Source organism: Mesorhizobium sp. LNJC405B00 (assembly GCF_000502615.1).
Classification (GTDB): domain Bacteria; phylum Pseudomonadota; class Alphaproteobacteria; order Rhizobiales; family Rhizobiaceae; genus Mesorhizobium.
In genome coordinates, this window is the sequence record NZ_AYWC01000012.1 from 114,853 (window position 1) to 131,599 (window position 16,747).

The window sequence follows — 16,747 nt, forward strand, 5'->3', positions numbered from 1 at the left end:
GATCTCCCCTCCTTGCGGGGGAGATGGCCGGCAGGCCAGAGGGGGGTGCTGTCCCGCCGAGGTCAACAGTAGAGGGGCACGCCGCCTCTCGCCCTACTTCACCGCGCCCGCCGTCATGCCCATGATCAGATACCGCTCCAGCGCAATCCCGATCACCGCCAGCGGTGCGATCGCGGCGGTGGCGAGCGCCGCCATCGACCACCAGTTGATGCCTTGCGAGCCGGTCTGGCTCGCCACCATCACCGGAATGGTCTTGGCGTCGGTCGACGTCAGGAGTGCCGCAAAAAAGTACTCGTTCCAGCACAGCACCATCGCCAGGATGAAGGCGGCGACCATGCCCGGCAGCGCAATCGGCATGACGATGCGAAAAAAGGCGCCCCAGATCGACAGGCCGTCGACCAGCGCTGCCTCCTCGAGCTCGACCGGGATCGAGTTGAACTGGTCGCGCATGATCCAGATGACGATCGGCAGCACCATCAGCGTGTAGAGCAGGATCAGGCCGATGCGTGTGTCGAGCAGGCCGACTTCCCGGTAAAGCACCAGGAAGGGCAGGGCGAGCACCACCGGCGGCAGGATCAGCTGCGACAGGAAGAAGAAGGAGATGTCCTCGTTCTTGAACCAGGCGAACTGATAGCGGTACCGGGTCAGCCCATAGGCGGCGAGGCTGCCGATGACGATGGCGAGGCTCGATGCGCCGACCGAGGTGATGACCGAATTCATGAAGCGCTTGAAAAACTCCTCGCGCACCGTCGAGGTCTGGAAGATCGAATCCGGCGACAGGCCGAGCGAGCGCCAGCCCTTCCAGTCCGGCTGGAAGTCGACGAACGGGATGAGGTGTCCTTGCGTGACGTCGACCGCGGTCTTGAACGAGGTGGTGATGGTCCAGTAGATCGGGAACAGGCAGATGAAGGCCCAGAACGCCAGCGCGCCATAGATGAAGATGCGATTGGCCAGAAAACCCAGCGGTGAGCGGATTTCCGAGGCAGCATAGTCGGTGGTCTGGACGCTCATTGTGCCTCGTCAGTTCACGTTGCGCACGAAGCGATTGGCGAATTTCAACAGCCAGGTCACGAACACGACGATGATGACGAGATAGGCCATCGCCAGCATGGTGCCGTAGCCGACATTCGAGCGGTCGCGGTATTCGCGGTAGATGAAGCTCGACACCGAATCGGTGGCGCCGCCAGGCCCGCCGGAGGTCACGGTGATGATGATGTCGGCGAGCTTCAACTTGAAGATGATGCGCAGGATCACCGCCGTGACCGACACCGGCAGCATCAGCGGGAAGGTGACCTGCCAGAAAGTCTGCCAGGGCGTGGCGCCATCGACGCGCGCCGCTTCCAGCACGTCGCGCGACATCGCCTGCAGGCCGGCAAGCAGCATGATCATCATGAACGGGATGAAGGTCCAGGCGTCGAGCACCATGATCGAGATGCGGGCGGTGATCGGGTTGGAGAAGAAGGCGGGGTTCTCCCAGCCGAGATGGCGCGCCAGCGTCGCCGCCGGCCCGAAACGGTATTCCATCAGCGATTTGCCGATCATCCAGGATACCGCGACCGGCGACAGCATCAGCGGCATCAGGAAGACGACTCGGAAGAATTTGCGCGCCCGGATCTGCGCGTTGAGCAGCAGCGCCAGGCCGAAGGCAATCACATACTCAACCAGCACGGCGAGCACATAAAGCACCATGTTGAACAGCGCGTTGCGGTAGTAGGGATCGGCCAGCATCTGCCAGAAATTGTCGAGCCCGTTGAACTTGCGGCCGGAAAAGGACGACAGGTTCCAGTCGGTCAGCGCGATATAGAAGCCGAACAGCGTCGGGAAGATCACCATGGCGATGGTGAACAGCAGCGCCGGCAGCAGGAACAGCGCGCGCTGGCCGTCCTCGCCGCGCGTCAGCACCTGGCCGATGCCGAGCGCCACGCCCCACAGAACATAGGCGTAGACGATCGGACGCCAGGTCTCGAAGCCGAGCGTGGTGATCTCGTTCTTGTAGAGGATCTCAAACGCGATCACCGCCAGCAGGCCAAGCGTGGCGGCCGCCATCAGGGCAAAACCCGCCCGCTTGCGGGCCGGCGAGATCAGATCGGCTGGGCCGGCGTTGGCCGGCCATACATTGGTGGTCTGGTCAGCCACGCGTCCCCGTCCGTTTAAAAAATCAAGCCTGCGACCGGCCCGAGCCGGTCAGGTCCGGCGGCTTGCACCGCCGGACCTGTTGTCACGATAGGATCAGCCTACACGCCGAGCGAGGCCTTGTAGAGCTTGATCTGGTTTTCGCGGCCGATCTGGTCGGTCAGCTTCTCCCAGGCCGCGGCAATGGCGTCGGCGCCTTCCTGCGCCTTCATCTTGCCGGCGAATGTGTTGGCCAGAATGTCCTCGGCAGCCGAATAGTACTGGAAGATGCCGGGGATGCGCGGTTCGATCGCCGCGTTCGGATGGTTGTAGCTGTCGGCTTCCGACTTCAGATACGAGGTGATGAAGGCCTCGTCGTAGCCTGCCGCCACCCATTCGGGAATGTCGAAATGCGAGTTGCGGTAGGGCTGGAAGCCGGACGGATACATCGCCGTCCAGATCGACAGGTCCTTGCCGCCGAGATGGGCGGCGGCCGACCATGCCGCTTTCTTCTTCTTTTCGTCAGTATCGACGCGGGCCATGACGTAGACGCCCCAGCCGAGATAGGCGCAGTTCGGCGCATAGTTCGGGCCGCTGGCGAGTTTGTCCCAAGCGCCGGTCTTGGCATTGTAGACGTCGTCGGACCCCGGCAGGATCGAGAAGCCGGTGACGTCGCCGATGACCGAGCTATCATTGGTCTTGACGTTGGAGCCGACGTCGCCCCACCAGGTGACCATCGAACCGGTGCCGGCCAGGAACTGCTGGAAGGCTGTCGTGTTCGGGTCGGCGTTGATCTGGTCGGCGGGTTCCGACGGCAGCGCGTCGATGACGTCCTGGATGGCGCGCACCCAGGCCGGATTGTTGATGCGCGGCTTCATCGTGTCGGCATCGAACAGCCAGGCCTTGTCGTCGGGATGCTTGGCATAGGCGGTGGCGCGGCTGCCGAGGAAGTAGAAGCCGAAACCGCCCCATGCCTTGGGCGCATCGAGATAGCCGAAGACGTCCTGGCCCTTGAACTGCTTGCCCTTGAGGAATTTTGTGACGGCTTGGACTTCCTGCCAGGTCTTCGGCACGCCCCATTCGGTGGTCGCGCCGCCGTCCTTCCACGCCTTGGCGAGGTCGGCATCGGCAAACACGTCGGTACGGTAATTGAAGTTATGCGCATCGCCGTCCACGGTGATCCGGTACTGCTTGCCGTCCCAGGTGCCGACCGGCGGCTGCAGATAGGCCACGACATCCTTCATGTCGATCTGCTCTTTGACCCAGTCGGGCATCTCGGACGTCAGGCCCTTGCCGCAGACATCGCCTTCGAAGGGCGCGCCCATCTCGATGATGTCGAAGTCGACGGTGCCGGTGGCGATCGACTGCTGCAGGCGGGCATTGTAGTCGGCCTGCGCCAGGTCGATCCAGCTGATCTTGGCGCCGGTATAGGCCTCCCACGGCTTCAGGAAACCGCGGAACAGCACATTGTGCAGGTTCTGGTTGTTGAGGCCCATGAAGGTGAGCTCGACGCCGGCGAATTCGCCTTCCTTGACGTTGGCCTTGGTGGCTTCCAGGCAGAGTTCGCCGACCTTCTGGAAATCGGCATCCGTCGGCTGACCCTTGCCGACGCCGGGGATCTGCAGAATTTTGGAGCGTAGCTCGCTGGCGGCTTCAGCCGGGCGGGTGAAAGCGCCGAGCCCAGCGCCCGATGCGGCGCCGATCGCGGCCATCGAGGCCGCGCCTTTGAGTATGTCACGCCGGGTGGCACCCGCGCGGACGAGTTTTTCGTACAGACCGACTCTCATCTATTCCTCCCAGAACAACAGTCGTGAATTAAAATGCCAATCCCTCCGACGCCGAAACGTCGGCGGTTCTCCTTTATCATACGGGGACGTGGGACCCCACCCTGCGTCGCCTGGAGCTCCGATTTTCGGATAAAAATCCGACTGCCGGATTGGCAACAGCCAATATTTGCGTAATCGATTACCTTGTCAACACGAATGGCTTTTTATCGATAACATACCGACTTGCCCTTGCCGTTGGCAATGGCTAGCTTCACCGCGAGAAAAGGGGGGACGATGGCTCAAGTCGCGATCAGCAATGTGGCCAAGGCGTTCGGAACCGTCAAGGTCCTGCACGAGGTCAGCGTCGACATCGCCGATGGCCAGTTCGTGGTGCTGGTCGGCCCGTCGGGCTGCGGCAAGTCCACGCTGCTCAGGATGGTGGCCGGGCTGGAGACCGTCTCCGGCGGCACGATCGCCATTGGCGAGCGCATCGTCAACAATCTGCCGCCGGCCAAGCGCGACATCGCCATGGTGTTCCAGAACTACGCGCTCTATCCGCACAAGACGGTGGAGCAGAACATGGCGTTTGCGCTGAAGCTGCGCAAGACCGATCCAGCCGTGGTCGCCGAGCGGGTCAAGCGCGCCGCCGACATTCTCGACCTCAATCCGTACCTGAAACGTTATCCGCGCCAGCTATCCGGCGGCCAGCGCCAGCGCGTCGCCATGGGCCGCGCCATCGTGCGCAATCCGCAAGTCTTCCTGTTCGACGAGCCGCTCTCCAATCTCGACGCCAAGCTGCGCGTGCAAATGCGCACCGAGATCAAGGAACTGCACCAGCGGCTGAAGACCACCACCATCTACGTCACCCACGACCAAATCGAGGCCATGACCATGGCCGACAAGATCGTCGTCATGCGCGATGGCCGTATCGAGCAGGTCGGCGCGCCATTGGAATTGTTCGACCGGCCGGCCAATCTGTTTGTCGCCGGCTTCATCGGCTCGCCGTCGATGAACCTGCTCAAAGGCGTGGTGCGCAAGGGCGACAAGGTCGAGATTGCAGGCACGCTGTTCCCGGTCGCGGCCGGCAGCGCCGCCAAGGAGAGCCAGGCCGTGGTCTATGGCGTGCGGCCCGAGCATCTCGAAATCCATCCCGACGGCGTGCCGGCAAAGATCTCGGTGGTCGAGCCGACCGGTTCCGAAACGCTGGTCTTCGTGCGCTTCGGCGACGGCGAGATGGTGGCGCTGTTTCGCGAGCGCCACGACTTCAAGCCGGGCGACACGCTCAATCTCAAGCCGCGCCTCGACCAGGTCCATCTCTTCGACGCCGAGACCGGCAACCGGCTCTGATTTCCAATCGACTTTGACCAAACCTGTTTGACGAGGACTGCCATGCTCAAAGGGATCAACCCATTGCTCAATGCCGATGTGCTCCAGGCGCTCAGGGCAATGGGACACGGCGACGATCTGATCATCGCCGACACCAATTTCCCCGCCGATTCGGTGGCAAAGCAGACCGTGCTCGGCAAGCTGCTGCACATCGATGCGCCGGCGGCCGATGTGGCCAAGGCGGTGCTGTCGCTCTATCCGCTGGACACTTTCGTCGACGATGCGGCCGCGCGCATGGAGATCGTCGGCAAGCCGGACGAGATCCCGCCGGTGCAAAAAGAGGTGCAGAAGGAGATCGACAAGGCGGAAGGCAAGGCCTGGCCGATGATCTCGGTCGAGCGCTATGCCTTCTACGAGCGCGCCAAGAAAGCCTATTGCGTCATCCAGACCGGCGAGCGCCGCTTCTATGGCTGCTTCGCCTTTCGCAAGGGCGTCGTGCCGCCGGACGCCGAGTAGGGCCATGGCGTCGGGCAAACCTGTCGTCATTCTGGGCGTTTTCGTCGCCGACACCGCCTACCGCGCCGATCGACAGCCGCGCATGGGTGAAACCATTCTTGGTAATTCCTTCAAGCTGGGACCGGGCGGCAAGGGCTCGAACCAGGCGGTGGCGGCAGGCAAGCTCGGCGCGGACGTCACCTTCCTGACCCGGCTTGGCGTCGATGCTTTCGCCGACATGGCCAAGGCGACCTGGGCAGAGGCGGGCGTGAAATCCGCCGTCATCGACACGCCGCAAAGCTATACCGGCGCGGCCTATATCTTCATCGAGGAGACGACCGGCAACAACGCCATCATCGTCAGCCCGGGTGCGGCGATGCTGATCTCGTCTGAAGACATCGAGGCCAATGCCGGCCTGATCCGTGGAGCCGGCGTCTTCGTCACCCAGCTCGAACAGCCGATCGACGCGGCACTGCGCGCACTCGAGATCGCGCGCGGGGCAGGGGTGACCACCATTCTCAATCCGGCGCCCGCGGCCAAGCTGCCGGACCGCATCTACACGCTGTGCGACTATGTGACCCCCAACGAAACCGAGGCCGAAGAGCTGACCGGCATCAAGGTTTCTTCGATCGACGAGGCTCGCCGCGCCGCCGACAGCCTGCTCAAAAAGGGCGTCGGCTCGGTCATCATCACGCTCGGCGAAAAAGGCGCGCTGCTGCACACGGCCGCTCGGTCCGACCATGTTCCCGTGGTCAGTGCCGGTCCGGTGGTCGAAACCACCGGCGCGGGCGATGCCTTCAATGGCGGCCTGGCCGCCGCACTCGCCAAAGGCGTGGAGCCGCTGCAAGCCGTCCGCTTCGCCTGCGCCGTCGCCGGCATTTCGGTGACAAGGCCGGGTACGGCGCCATCCATGCCGACGCTGCAGGAGGTCGAGGCGCTGCTGGCCAAGGGGTGACGTCGTTGCGGGAGAGACCGAATTCAGATCCGACCGGATCTGAATTTCCACATGCAAGACCATGATTTTAGGCGATTATGTCACATTTCTCCTGAGGAGAAATGGCGCGAGTGACGGGGCTCGAACCCGCGACCTCCGGCGTGACAGGCCGGCGAAAACGCCTGATTCATCAACGAATGGTTTCAATTCCTCACGCTCTCGAATTTGCGGGAAAAAGCGCGAAATTGAAACTTGCTTATCAGAACTCCTCGTCAACTCCGCGAGATATTAACTCTGATCGACGCCTCCGCTGCTGCCAGCCTAGCGGCTGGACCGGGACAGACTGCTCCCGGCGACTTCTGGATCGGCTGGAGACGGCAGATCGATGCGCTCGCTTCCGCCGGATTCCGGGTCATCGTCCCCGACCAGAGGGGCTACAACACCAGTGACAAGCCGAAAGCCATCCGTGAATACACGCTCCCCAAGCTCGTCGGCGATGTCGTTGCCATCGCCGACGCGCTCGGCATCGGAAGGTTTCACCTCGTCGGTCATGACTGGGGCGGTATCGTCGCCTGGGCGGCAGGCGCAAAGCTGCCGCACCGTCTGGAAAGGCTCGTCATCCTGAACGCGCCCCATCCCGAGGTGCTGCTTGCCCATTCCTTGCGATCTCCGACCCAGTTCCTGCGGAGCAGCTATGCGGCCTTCTTCCAGTTCCCCTTGCTGCCGGAGGCTGTTCTGGGAGCAGGGCACTCGGCTCTGCTGGCACGGGCGCTCATCAAATCCAGCCGAACAGATGCCTTCACGGCGGAGGAAATCGCAGAGTATCGGCAGGCCTGGGAACGGCCGGGGGCGCTGACCGGCATGCTCAACTGGTATCGGGCGCTGCGCTTCCGCCCAAGCCTGAAGCAGCGGATCAGGACACCGACCCTTGTACTGTGGGGGATGCAGGACCAAGCTCTGGAATATGGCCTGGCCGAGCGCAGTCTGGCCTTTTGCAACGATCGGGGCCTGCAGACGTTCGAGAAGGCAACGCATTGGGTACAGCGCGAAGAGGCCAGCGCGGTGAATGCCGCGCTTCTGGCGTTCCTGGACGGCTGAGATGCCGTTCCGTTCTGCAGGTGGCCTGACTCGCCGTGATCTCCTGACCGTGCTCGCTGCCGCGGTCACAACCCACCACCTTACCTCCTCTGCTGATGCAGCATTGCAGAGGCCTCAACGGAGCATCCGATGCCACACGTCGTCCTTCTCGGGGATTCGATCTTTGACAACGCTGCCTATGTCGCGCACGGGCCCGACGTAGTGCGGCAGCTGCGGGAGCGCTTGCCGGAGGGGTGGCGTGCAACGCTAAACGCCGTCGACGGCGCCGTCACAAGCGGCGTCGAGCGGCAGCTTGAACGGCTCCCCCAGGATGCTAGCCATCTTGTCGTCAGCGTCGGTGGCAATGATGCTCTTCGTCATGCAGGGATTCTGGAGCAGGGGGCCTGTTCGGTGGCCGAGGTTCTGGACAGGATCAGCGATATCCGGGAGGAATTCGAGCACGACTACTGTACGATGCTCGAGGGGGCGCTGGGCCAAAACCTACCCACCGCTGTCTGCACGATCTACGAGGCGCGCTTTCCCGACCCACAGCGTCGTAGACTTGCCGCAACTGCCCTGACGGTCCTCAACGACGTCATCACCCGGGCGGCGTTCTCGCGCGGTTTGCCGCTCGTCGACCTGCGCTTGGTATCGAATGAGGACGCGGACTTCGCCAATCCTATCGAACCGTCAGTGCAAGGCGGCGCGAAGATCGCGGCAGCCATCGCGGCACTTGTAGTCGAGCACGATTTAGCCGGACGTCGGTCGGTGGTCTTCGTCGGCTGAACGGCGTAATCCCGCCCGACCGTCTGCACTCCCGATGGTCGGGCGACTGAAAGCAACAATTCAGACGGCCAGCACGATCTTGCCTTGAATACTGCCGTCGGCGGCGCGCTCATGTGCGCGCGACGCCTCGGCCAGAGGGAATGTGCTGTCGATGACGATACGCACAAGGCCGTCGTCGAGCAGGCGGGCGGCTTTTGCCAACTGCGCGCCATTGGATCGGACCTGTGCGGATGAGACCGTGATCCCCAGCCTCTCTGTCTCTTCGTGACCAGCGAAGCCCAGCGGGTTGACCAGGAACAGCGCGCCGCCCGGCTTCAGAACCTGGAAGAAGCGCTCCATGTCCGCGCCGCCCACCGCGTCGAGGACAAGGTCGACGTCTCGGACGACATCTTCCGCCCCGGTCGTCTTGTAGTCGATGAACTGATCCACGCCGAGACCGCGCATCAGCGCCTCGTTCTTCGCCGATGCCACGGCGATGACGCGAGCGCCCCGCCATTTCGCCAACTGGACGGCCAGATGCCCGACACCGCCTCCGGCACCATTGATGAGCACCGTCTTGCCGTCGAGGGGCACCGGCTCATGCGGTAAGGGCTGGAACGGATTCGGCTCGTCGTGGCCAAGTTCGATCAAGAACTGCCATGCCGTCAGAAGCGACATCGGCGCACCAGCCGCATGAATATGGTCGATGCCGGCTGGTTTCAACGCAACATGCGATGCCGGCACACTGACATAATGCGCGTAGGCATTGCTACCCGTCATCAAGTTATCGGGGAAGCGAACCATTGCGTAGACCTCGTCCCCGATGCTGAACTCAGCGACGTCAGCGCCAACCGCTTCAATGACGCCCGACACGTCCGTGCCGAGAATCAGTGGGAAGGACGCGTTGGGTCGCCATTCTGGCGGCAGTGCGCGATAGCCATCCCGCAGATACCAGTCGGGCGGATTAAGCCCGGCCGCCTGGACACGGACAAGCACCTCGCCGGGCTTCACACCCGGCCTAGGCGCGTCTTCGTACACCAGCATCTCGGGACCACCGAATGCGTGCAGACGGACTGCCTTCATCTTATCGCTCATTGGTGAAATCTCCAATCATCCATGTCATTGGAGCGAATCTAGCGGCATGAACGCCGGTTGATAATCGGTGCCGATGGCGGTTAAGTAATGCCATGGCGGAACATATCACTTTGGATCGGCTCACTGGCATCATCGCCTTCGCGCGTGCGGGATCGCTGGGCAGCTACACGGCAGCGGCGCGCGCGCTGTCGATTTCCCCGTCGGCGGTCAGCAAGAGCGTCCAGCGGCTCGAGCGGCATTTAGGAGTGTCGCTGTTTACCCGTACAACGCGCTCGCTCACCTTCACGCCCGAAGGGCGCGACCTGCATGAGCGCGCGCTGCGTCTGCTACGCGAGGCGGAGGAAATAGAGCAGGCGGCAATGACCGCGCGCTCCGAACCATCGGGCACGTTGCGCGTGGCCGCGTCGCTGCCGATCGGACTGCATCTGATCGCTCCGGCTTTACCGGCTTTCCGTCGGCTCCATCCGAACCTGATCGTCGATCTCAGGCTGGGTGACCAGATGGTGGACATGATCGAGGAAGGGATCGATGTCGCCATACGCATCGGTGATCTGGCTGACACCCGGCTACTATCACGCAAGCTCGCACCCCATCGGCTTTGCTGCTTCGCCTCGCCAGCCTATCTCGAGGAACGCGGCACACCGACCCATCCCGATCACCTGGAAGGGCACGACACCGTCAACCTTCGATATCAGAGCACAGGCCAGGCCTTTCGCTGGCCCTTCCGGATTGGCGACCGTGAAATCGAGATCGTGCCCAATTCCGGTGTGGTCGCCGATGCCAGCGATGCCGTGCTCATCATGCTGGCAGCCGGCGGTGGGATAGGCATAGGCGCCTCCTTCATGGCGGCTCCCTATGTGAAGCGCGGCGAACTGGTCCCAGTGCTGTCCACGTTCGCGGTCGAGCGAAACAATGTCACCGTGCTCTGGCCGGCAAGCCGACGCGCCAACCCCGCCGTGCGCGCCTTTCTGATCATGCTCGACGCCGCTTTCACTCTGCGAATGGCAGCTTCAAGCATCGACTGATCTGGCGCGGAAGGGTCGCTAAAGGGCGAAAGCGGTCAATCACTGCTAATTGGCTGAACGGCAGCTATTCCGGGCACAACGTCCAAAAGCTGCTATTCCGTTTCGGCCCCACTACAGGCCGCCCCTCCTCGTCGAATAGCATTAGACTAGTTGATCGGCTACAACGACCTAGAGTGCTAGCAACGGGGAGGGCACATGTCGGCGAGTGCTTACGCATTGACTGGCTTCATCTCGTGGGCGCTGGCCCTGCTGATCGTGATGGAAGTTATCCGGAGCTACCTGGTGATCTCTGGGCAAGTCCCGGCAAACGGCTTTACGCCAGATAACGGAGCCCTCTCCCCGTTTATGCGGAGGTTAGCCCGTGCCCACGCCAACTGCATTGAAGGGCTTCCAATCTTCGGAGGTCTGCTCGGAGTCGCGATCATCATTTCAAAGACAGATGTCACGGATCCCTTGGCCTCCACGATGTTAGGCGCACGTATAGTGCAGTCGGTGATCCACCTCGTCTCAACCAGCCAACTCGCGGTCAGTCTCAGGTTCACCGCGTTCGCTGTGCAAATGGTGATTGGTGCGTATTGGTGCTGGTTGCTGTTGATCTGAAGAGTGGCGGAGCCCCGACGCAAAAGTGGGCCACCTCGATTCCGGGAGCCTTGGCAAACCCACTCCGGATCGTGACCCGAAAGACTGTCCCTTTTGACAGGCGAGCGAACCGCAAAACTGGCAGTGGCAAAACCGCCGTTGAGGCATGATATTGCTGTTGGATTTTGGGGCTACTCCCCAGCTTCGGAGAAGGATCGGCGTTCAGAGAGCAATTTGCACGCCTGGGCGCTGCGGCGCTCCCCAGCTTTTGGCCACACGCACGCCCTGCAAACGCTCGGCTCAAGAGCGCCTGGCAGCGGAGCAGAGAATTGTTGGACTTTGTGAGTGTTAGAGGGAGAGGAACTGAGATTCAACCTTCTCCACCTGCACTTGTTCATTGCACGCTGGCCTCAGCAGCACCTAATCCTGCCACGCAACCTGGAGGAGCAAGCCAGTGCTACCGAGCTGTGTAGACACCGATCGGCTCGCGCTGTAGCCATAGGCCTCCGCCCGTCGGGGTTCACCGGCGTCGGGGTGGGGGCCGGCCTAGGGGGGCCCAGCAACGCGCACGTCAGCCTGGCTATCTTTCGAGTCGCCGGGTCCGGTGACCGCCAGATCGTCAGGCTGGATTATACCCGACAAATCTTGATAGGCTGCCGTTCTGGGGGTCGCACGATGAACGAGGTTGAAAAGCTGGCCGTCGAGGTTGTCGCGACCGGCCTTGGCTGGCCCGAGGGCCCGACGGTGCTGCCCGGTGGCCGAATTGTCATCGTCGAAAGCTATCGCAGCCAGCTGACGGCCATAGATCGCGACGGAAGTGCTCGCCAGTTCGCGTATGTTGCAGGAGCGCCCAACGCCTGCGTTCTCGGATCGGATGACCTGCTCTATGTCTGCCAGAACGGCGGCACGACAGGACCTTGGCGGGCCGCGGAGATGACGACACCGTCCATCCAGCGGGTTGCCGAAGGCGGAAAGCCGGAAATCCTGCTGACCGAAGTTGCAGGCATCCGGCTCAATGGTCCAAACGATCTCGTATTTGCTGCTGATGGCCGGCTTATCTTCAGCGATCCCGGCACATACAACCCGGGGAACCCGGACCCCAGCTACATCTTCGCCGTCAACCCCGATGGCAGTGCGTACCTTGCTCTCGGTTTCGACGAGCCGACCTTCCCGAATGGTGTGGCGATCGAAGCCGACGGCTCGGTCATTTGGGGAGAGTCCTATACGGGGCGCGTTAAGCGGCAGCGTCCGGATGGTTGCGTCGAAGACCTTGGCCGCTTGCCTGGGGTCAATCCGATCCCGGACGGGCTGAAGGTCGGTGCGGACGGCCGCCTTTACGTAACGGATATTGCCGCCAACGGCATTCATGTGCTCAGGCCGGACGGAACAGCGGAAGGTTTCTTCGTCTGCGGCAAGGCAACGACCAACTGCGTCTTCTTGGGCGAGACGCTTTGGGTGACAAATGCCGGCGTGCTGGCGACCGGCAGCGATCCATCCTTTGAGGGAACAGTCTCCCGCGTGCGTGTTCCGGGAGGCGGTGGACCGACGCATCATGGTCGCATCGGCGGAAAGCAACCGTGAGTAGCTCCTCGTCAGCCTCAAACACAGGCGACGACCGCGGCGCCGGCGGTGCGGCATCGTCTGCTTCGATGGCGGCGTTGAAGCGCCTGTACAGCGTGGCCGCGGTCCGCGTCGCCGCGCGGCGGACTTTGCCACGCCCGGTGTTCGACTTCGCCGATGGCGGTGCCGAGGATGAGCGAACGCTGCGCCGGAACGAGCAGGCTTTCAGTGAGGTTGCCATTCTGCCGCGACCACTCAACGGTGCAACGACGCGAGACCTTTCCCTTGACCTCTTCGGCGCGAAACTTGCCATCCCGCTGGGCATCGCGCCAACCGGCCTGGCTGGGCTGTTCTGGCCCGACGGCGAGCGCGCAGCCGCCCGAGCCGCAGCGGCCGCAGGGACATTCTACTGCGCCAGCCACGGATCGGTCTGCACGCTGGAGGATATAGCAGCCACCGGAAGTAGCCCACGGTGGATGCAGGTGTTCGTCTATACCGATCGCGGCTTCACCCGAGAAATGGTGGATCGGGCGCGTGCCTCAAGCTACGACGCGCTGGTGCTCACCATTGATAACCAGATGCTTGGCAACCGTGAACGCGACATCCGCAACGGTTTTGCCATCCCGCCGCGCTTCGGTGTGGCCGGAACCCTCGCGGCCGCCACCAAGGCGGCGTGGCTTCTTCGTATGCGCACCCGACTCCCGAAACTGACTTTCGGCAACTACGCGCGCCCCGGAGATACGGCGACGGTCGGTGCATTGGCGGGCCGAATGGCCGCAATGCTCGATCCCGGACTCTCCTGGGCCGATGTCGACTGGCTGCGCACTGTCTGGTCCGGACCGTTGTTGCTGAAAGGCGTCCTGCATCCCAGCGAAGCCGCCGAGGCTGTAGCCCGAGGAATCGACGGCATCATCGTATCCAATCATGGGGGACGTCAGCTTGACGGCGCCGCCGCATCCCTGGACGCGTTGACGGCGGTTGTCGCGGCTGTCACCGGCCGCGTACCAGTGCTTATCGACGGCGGCATCAGGCGAGGCTCTGACGTCGTCAAGGCCCTGGCGCTCGGCGCCTCGTGCTGTCTGATCGGGCGGCCGCAGTTGTGGGGGCTCGCGGTCGCCGGCGAGGAGGGGGTACGCCACGTGCTCGAACTCTACCGCAAGGAGATCGACCGCGTCATGGGACTGATGGGCGCGCGGAGCCTGCGCGACCTCGGGCCGGACTGTATTTCGTTCGTTCAGGGAATGGGGCCGCTACATGATTGAAGACCCACCACTGCTCACCATCAAGCGCCGTTTCGAACGGCCCGCAGCAGAAATCATCAGTGCTTTTGCGGGCGTGCCGGTTAGCCAGGTCGTAGACGCGATGGGGGGACGCGGCGCCTTGCATTATACGATCAAGCCACTGTCGCCAGCTACTGCGACGATGGTCGGCGTCGCCGTGACCTGTCACTGCGGTCCCGCCGACAACCTCGCCCTGTTTGGAGCACTGGATGCCGCAGCAAGTGGCGATGTCATCGTCGCGGCCACCGACAGCTTTGCCGGTACCGCGGTAACTGGCGATCTCGTGCTCGGCATGGCGCGCAACAAGGGGGTCGCCGGCTTCATCACTGACGGCCTGGTGCGCGACGTTGTCGGGATCGAGGCGGTCGGGTTGCCGGTTTACTGTGCCGGGGTCATTGCGAATTCGCCTGCGCGAAATGGTCCAGGCACGGTCGGATTCCCGGTGGTGCTGGGAGGAGTGACTATCTCGCCGGGAGACATACTGGTGGGCGACCGCGACGGTGTCGCCGTGGTGCCTCGCCTGGAGGCTGAGACTGTGCTGGCCCGGCTCTCCGCCATCAGGGCGGCTGAGAAAACTCTTGATGGCCTGGTGCGGCAAGGTCTCGAGATGCCCGACTTCGCCAAGGTCGTCCTCAAATCGAACAGGGCGCGCTTCGTTGACTGAGATGTGAGCTTCTCTAGCTGCGGGACATATGAAGCGCAACACGATTTCGTCCTTCCGATTTGGCACGAAACAGAGCCAAATCGGCGGCATTGACGAAATCGTTTGGCGTCTCGTTCTCGGTGGGCACCGCTGTTGCGACGCCGACGCTGATGGTCACGCGATCCGGGCCGTGGGGTATGTTCAACTCTCGCACGCTCTGGACGAGCCGCTCGGCGATCGCACTGGATTGTTCCAGTATGGTGTCGACCAGCACGATGACGAACTCTTCGCCTCCGTACCGCGCAGCGAGATCGGTGGAGCGGCCCGAACCGCTCTGGATTACGCGGGCGATTTGCTTCAGCACATCGTCGCCGGCCATATGGCCATAGGTATCGTTGTATCGTTTGAAGTTATCGGCATCGATCATCAACAGCGACAGTGGGGACTGTGCGCGAAAAGCGCGTTTCCATTCAGCCGCCAGATATTCGTCAAAATAGCGCCTGTTACCGAGACCTGTCAGGCCATCGATCCGCGTCAGACGTTCAAGCTCTAGATTTGCACTGATCAGCTGTCGCTGGCTTTCCCTCAGCGCTCGGTGTGCCGAGTCTCGCTGGACGTGATCCAGATAGGCCCGCGTGTGATATCGAATGCGTGCAATCAACTCGATACGATCCGGCAGTTTGACGAGATAGTCGTTCGCGCCCGCAGCGAAGGCTTCGCCCTTGGTGGCTGGATCTTCCTTGCTCGACAGCACAATGACTGGAACCGCGCGTGTCGACGCATGCTTCCTGTATTCTCGCACCAGATGTAGCCCATCCACCCCGGGCATGACGAGATCCTGCAGGATGACGGTTGGCTTTACCTCATCCGCGACCGTCATCGCTCTCAACGGGTCGGTGCAGAAGTGCAAGGAAATATCGGGCTCGTTGGCTAGGGCGCGCCTGACCGCCTCGCAAACCATGATCTGATCATCGATGAGCAGAACCATGGATGAATAGTTATCTGCGAGTGGCGGGACCAACTCTGGTTCTTGCGTCATCGGAAGGGGCCTTTCACGTGGAGCGCTCGCAGGCTTCGATTATACGTGAGCCGATCGCACCCAAAGGAAGAATATCAACAGCCGCGCCGATGTCGGCGGCGGCCTTCGGCATGCCATAGACGGCACTGGTTGCTCTATCCTGCGCGATTGTGAGATGTCCCTTGTCACGGAGCTGTCTCAGCCCGCGCGCACCATCCCTGCCCATGCCTGTGAGCAGAACACCAATCACCGAGCCAGGCCACCATTGCGCCGCACTTTCGAAGAACACATCTACCGACGGCCGATAAACATTGTCCTTGGGGCTGGGCGTATAGCCAAGTTGCTGAGCTGACTTGAAAACCAGATGATCCGCAGAACTGGCAACGAGAACGGTGCCCGCTTGAGGACTATCCCTTTCCCCCGCCGGACGGATCGGGAGACGCGTATGCTGCCCTAGCCAATCAACAAGGCCTGGAACGAACTGAGCATCGAGATGCTGGACGAGCACAATCGCGCCGCCAAAATCAACGGGAAACGCGCTCAGGACTGCGGCAACGGCAGCCGGCCCGCCCGCAGAGGCGCCGATTGCTATCAGGCGTCGAGTTGACGGCTCAGCCGCACGTGACATCCGCCTTTTTGCCTGGGTAGGCGCATCACCGATCAACTTGCCTATCGTTCGTATCTTGTTCGTCAAAAGCCGGGCGGATTGCGAGGACGCGTTGCCTTCGATGCCCACCGACGGAATATCGACTGCGTCAAGCGCGCCATGACCCATTGCTTCGTAGACGCCGGCGAGGTTGGCTTCGATACTGGCGGTCACCAGCAAGATTGAGCACGGGGTTTCCGCCATGATTCTGCGCGTCGCTTCCACGCCGTCCATCTCTGGCATCGCTAGATCCATGAGTATCAGATCCGGCAGATCACGTCTGCAGACCTCGACCGCCTCACGCCCATTGGTCGCGATCCACGCGACCTGATGTTCGCCGGTCGACAGGACCAGTCGACGCAGAAGTTCAACCGCCATCGGCATGTCGTTGACTACGCCGATTCTCATTCGCTGGCTTCCAATCTC

General features: G+C 62.3%; 16 protein-coding genes. 10 read left to right on the top strand and 6 right to left on the bottom strand.

Annotation, left to right across the window (positions count from 1 at the left end; translation table 11 throughout):
• Positions 1 to 93 precede the first annotated feature (93 nt).
• The 3 genes from X756_RS143905 to X756_RS143895 form a co-directional block, all read right to left on the bottom strand.
• Entirely contained in the window at positions 94 to 1,011 is a 918-nt protein-coding gene (locus X756_RS143905; protein ID WP_023669427.1) for a carbohydrate ABC transporter permease, read from the bottom strand.
• Between the two features lie 9 nt (positions 1,012 to 1,020).
• A complete protein-coding gene (locus X756_RS143900; RefSeq protein WP_023730888.1) occupies positions 1,021 to 2,136 on the bottom strand; it encodes a sugar ABC transporter permease in 1,116 nt (371 codons plus the stop codon).
• Positions 2,137 to 2,234: 98 nt separating this feature from the next.
• Positions 2,235 to 3,899 carry a sugar ABC transporter substrate-binding protein gene (locus X756_RS143895; RefSeq protein WP_023730889.1) on the bottom strand — a complete coding sequence of 555 codons (1,665 nt, stop codon included), beginning with the start codon at positions 3,897 to 3,899 and terminating at the stop codon, positions 2,235 to 2,237.
• Between the two features lie 273 nt (positions 3,900 to 4,172).
• Here X756_RS143895 and ugpC point away from each other — a divergent pair, with 273 nt between their 5' ends.
• The 5 genes from ugpC (at position 4,173) to X756_RS143870 (ending at position 8,496) form a co-directional block, all read left to right on the top strand.
• Positions 4,173 to 5,225, top strand: coding sequence for a sn-glycerol-3-phosphate ABC transporter ATP-binding protein UgpC (gene ugpC, locus X756_RS143890; protein WP_023730890.1), 1,053 nt, complete (start codon positions 4,173 to 4,175; stop codon positions 5,223 to 5,225).
• Between the two features lie 42 nt (positions 5,226 to 5,267).
• Entirely contained in the window at positions 5,268 to 5,720 is a 453-nt protein-coding gene (locus X756_RS143885; RefSeq protein ID WP_023730891.1) for an RbsD/FucU family protein, read from the top strand.
• Positions 5,721 to 5,724: 4 nt separating this feature from the next.
• Positions 5,725 to 6,654, top strand: a complete 930-nt coding sequence (gene rbsK / locus X756_RS143880) for a ribokinase (RefSeq protein ID WP_023730892.1) — start codon at positions 5,725 to 5,727, stop codon at positions 6,652 to 6,654.
• A 231-nt stretch (positions 6,655 to 6,885) separates the two neighbouring features.
• A complete protein-coding gene (locus tag X756_RS143875; protein WP_023730893.1) occupies positions 6,886 to 7,731 on the top strand; it encodes an alpha/beta hydrolase in 846 nt (281 codons plus the stop codon).
• 129 nt (positions 7,732 to 7,860) lie between these two features.
• Positions 7,861 to 8,496, top strand: a complete 636-nt coding sequence (locus tag X756_RS143870) for an SGNH/GDSL hydrolase family protein (RefSeq protein ID WP_023669434.1) — start codon at positions 7,861 to 7,863, stop codon at positions 8,494 to 8,496.
• 60 nt (positions 8,497 to 8,556) lie between these two features.
• On the opposite strand, the gene X756_RS143865 is transcribed toward X756_RS143870, so the two are convergent.
• Positions 8,557 to 9,570 (bottom strand): NADP-dependent oxidoreductase, encoded by a 1,014-nt coding sequence (locus tag X756_RS143865; RefSeq protein WP_023669435.1) that lies wholly within the window; start codon positions 9,568 to 9,570, stop codon positions 8,557 to 8,559.
• Positions 9,571 to 9,662: 92 nt separating this feature from the next.
• Here X756_RS143865 and X756_RS143860 point away from each other — a divergent pair, with 92 nt between their 5' ends.
• From X756_RS143860 to X756_RS143840, 5 genes are all read left to right on the top strand, one after another.
• Entirely contained in the window at positions 9,663 to 10,595 is a 933-nt protein-coding gene (locus tag X756_RS143860; protein WP_023730894.1) for a LysR family transcriptional regulator, read from the top strand.
• A 195-nt stretch (positions 10,596 to 10,790) separates the two neighbouring features.
• Complete coding sequence (locus X756_RS143855; protein ID WP_023682292.1) at positions 10,791 to 11,195, top strand: MAPEG family protein; 405 nt, start codon at positions 10,791 to 10,793, stop codon at positions 11,193 to 11,195.
• 513 nt (positions 11,196 to 11,708) lie between these two features.
• Entirely contained in the window at positions 11,709 to 12,755 is a 1,047-nt protein-coding gene (locus tag X756_RS143850) for an SMP-30/gluconolactonase/LRE family protein (RefSeq protein WP_155927357.1), read from the top strand.
• A gap of 68 nt (positions 12,756 to 12,823) precedes the next feature.
• Positions 12,824 to 13,996 carry an alpha-hydroxy acid oxidase gene (locus X756_RS143845; RefSeq protein WP_032894240.1) on the top strand — a complete coding sequence of 391 codons (1,173 nt, stop codon included), beginning with the start codon at positions 12,824 to 12,826 and terminating at the stop codon, positions 13,994 to 13,996.
• The gene (locus X756_RS143840; RefSeq protein WP_023730897.1) at positions 13,989 to 14,678 is read left to right on the top strand and encodes an aldolase; all 690 of its coding nucleotides are present in this window, start codon (positions 13,989 to 13,991) and stop codon (positions 14,676 to 14,678) included. Before X756_RS143845 ends, X756_RS143840 begins: the two co-directional genes overlap by 8 nt.
• 13 nt (positions 14,679 to 14,691) lie before the next feature.
• Here the strand turns inward: X756_RS143840 and X756_RS143835 are convergent, their stop codons facing one another.
• Complete coding sequence (locus X756_RS143835) at positions 14,692 to 15,645, bottom strand: PleD family two-component system response regulator (RefSeq protein ID WP_023669440.1); 954 nt, start codon at positions 15,643 to 15,645, stop codon at positions 14,692 to 14,694.
• A gap of 64 nt (positions 15,646 to 15,709) precedes the next feature.
• On the bottom strand, positions 15,710 to 16,729 hold the full coding sequence (locus X756_RS143830; RefSeq protein WP_023693323.1) for a chemotaxis response regulator protein-glutamate methylesterase: 1,020 nt from the start codon (positions 16,727 to 16,729) through the stop codon (positions 15,710 to 15,712).
• Between the last annotated feature and the right edge of the window lie 18 nt (positions 16,730 to 16,747).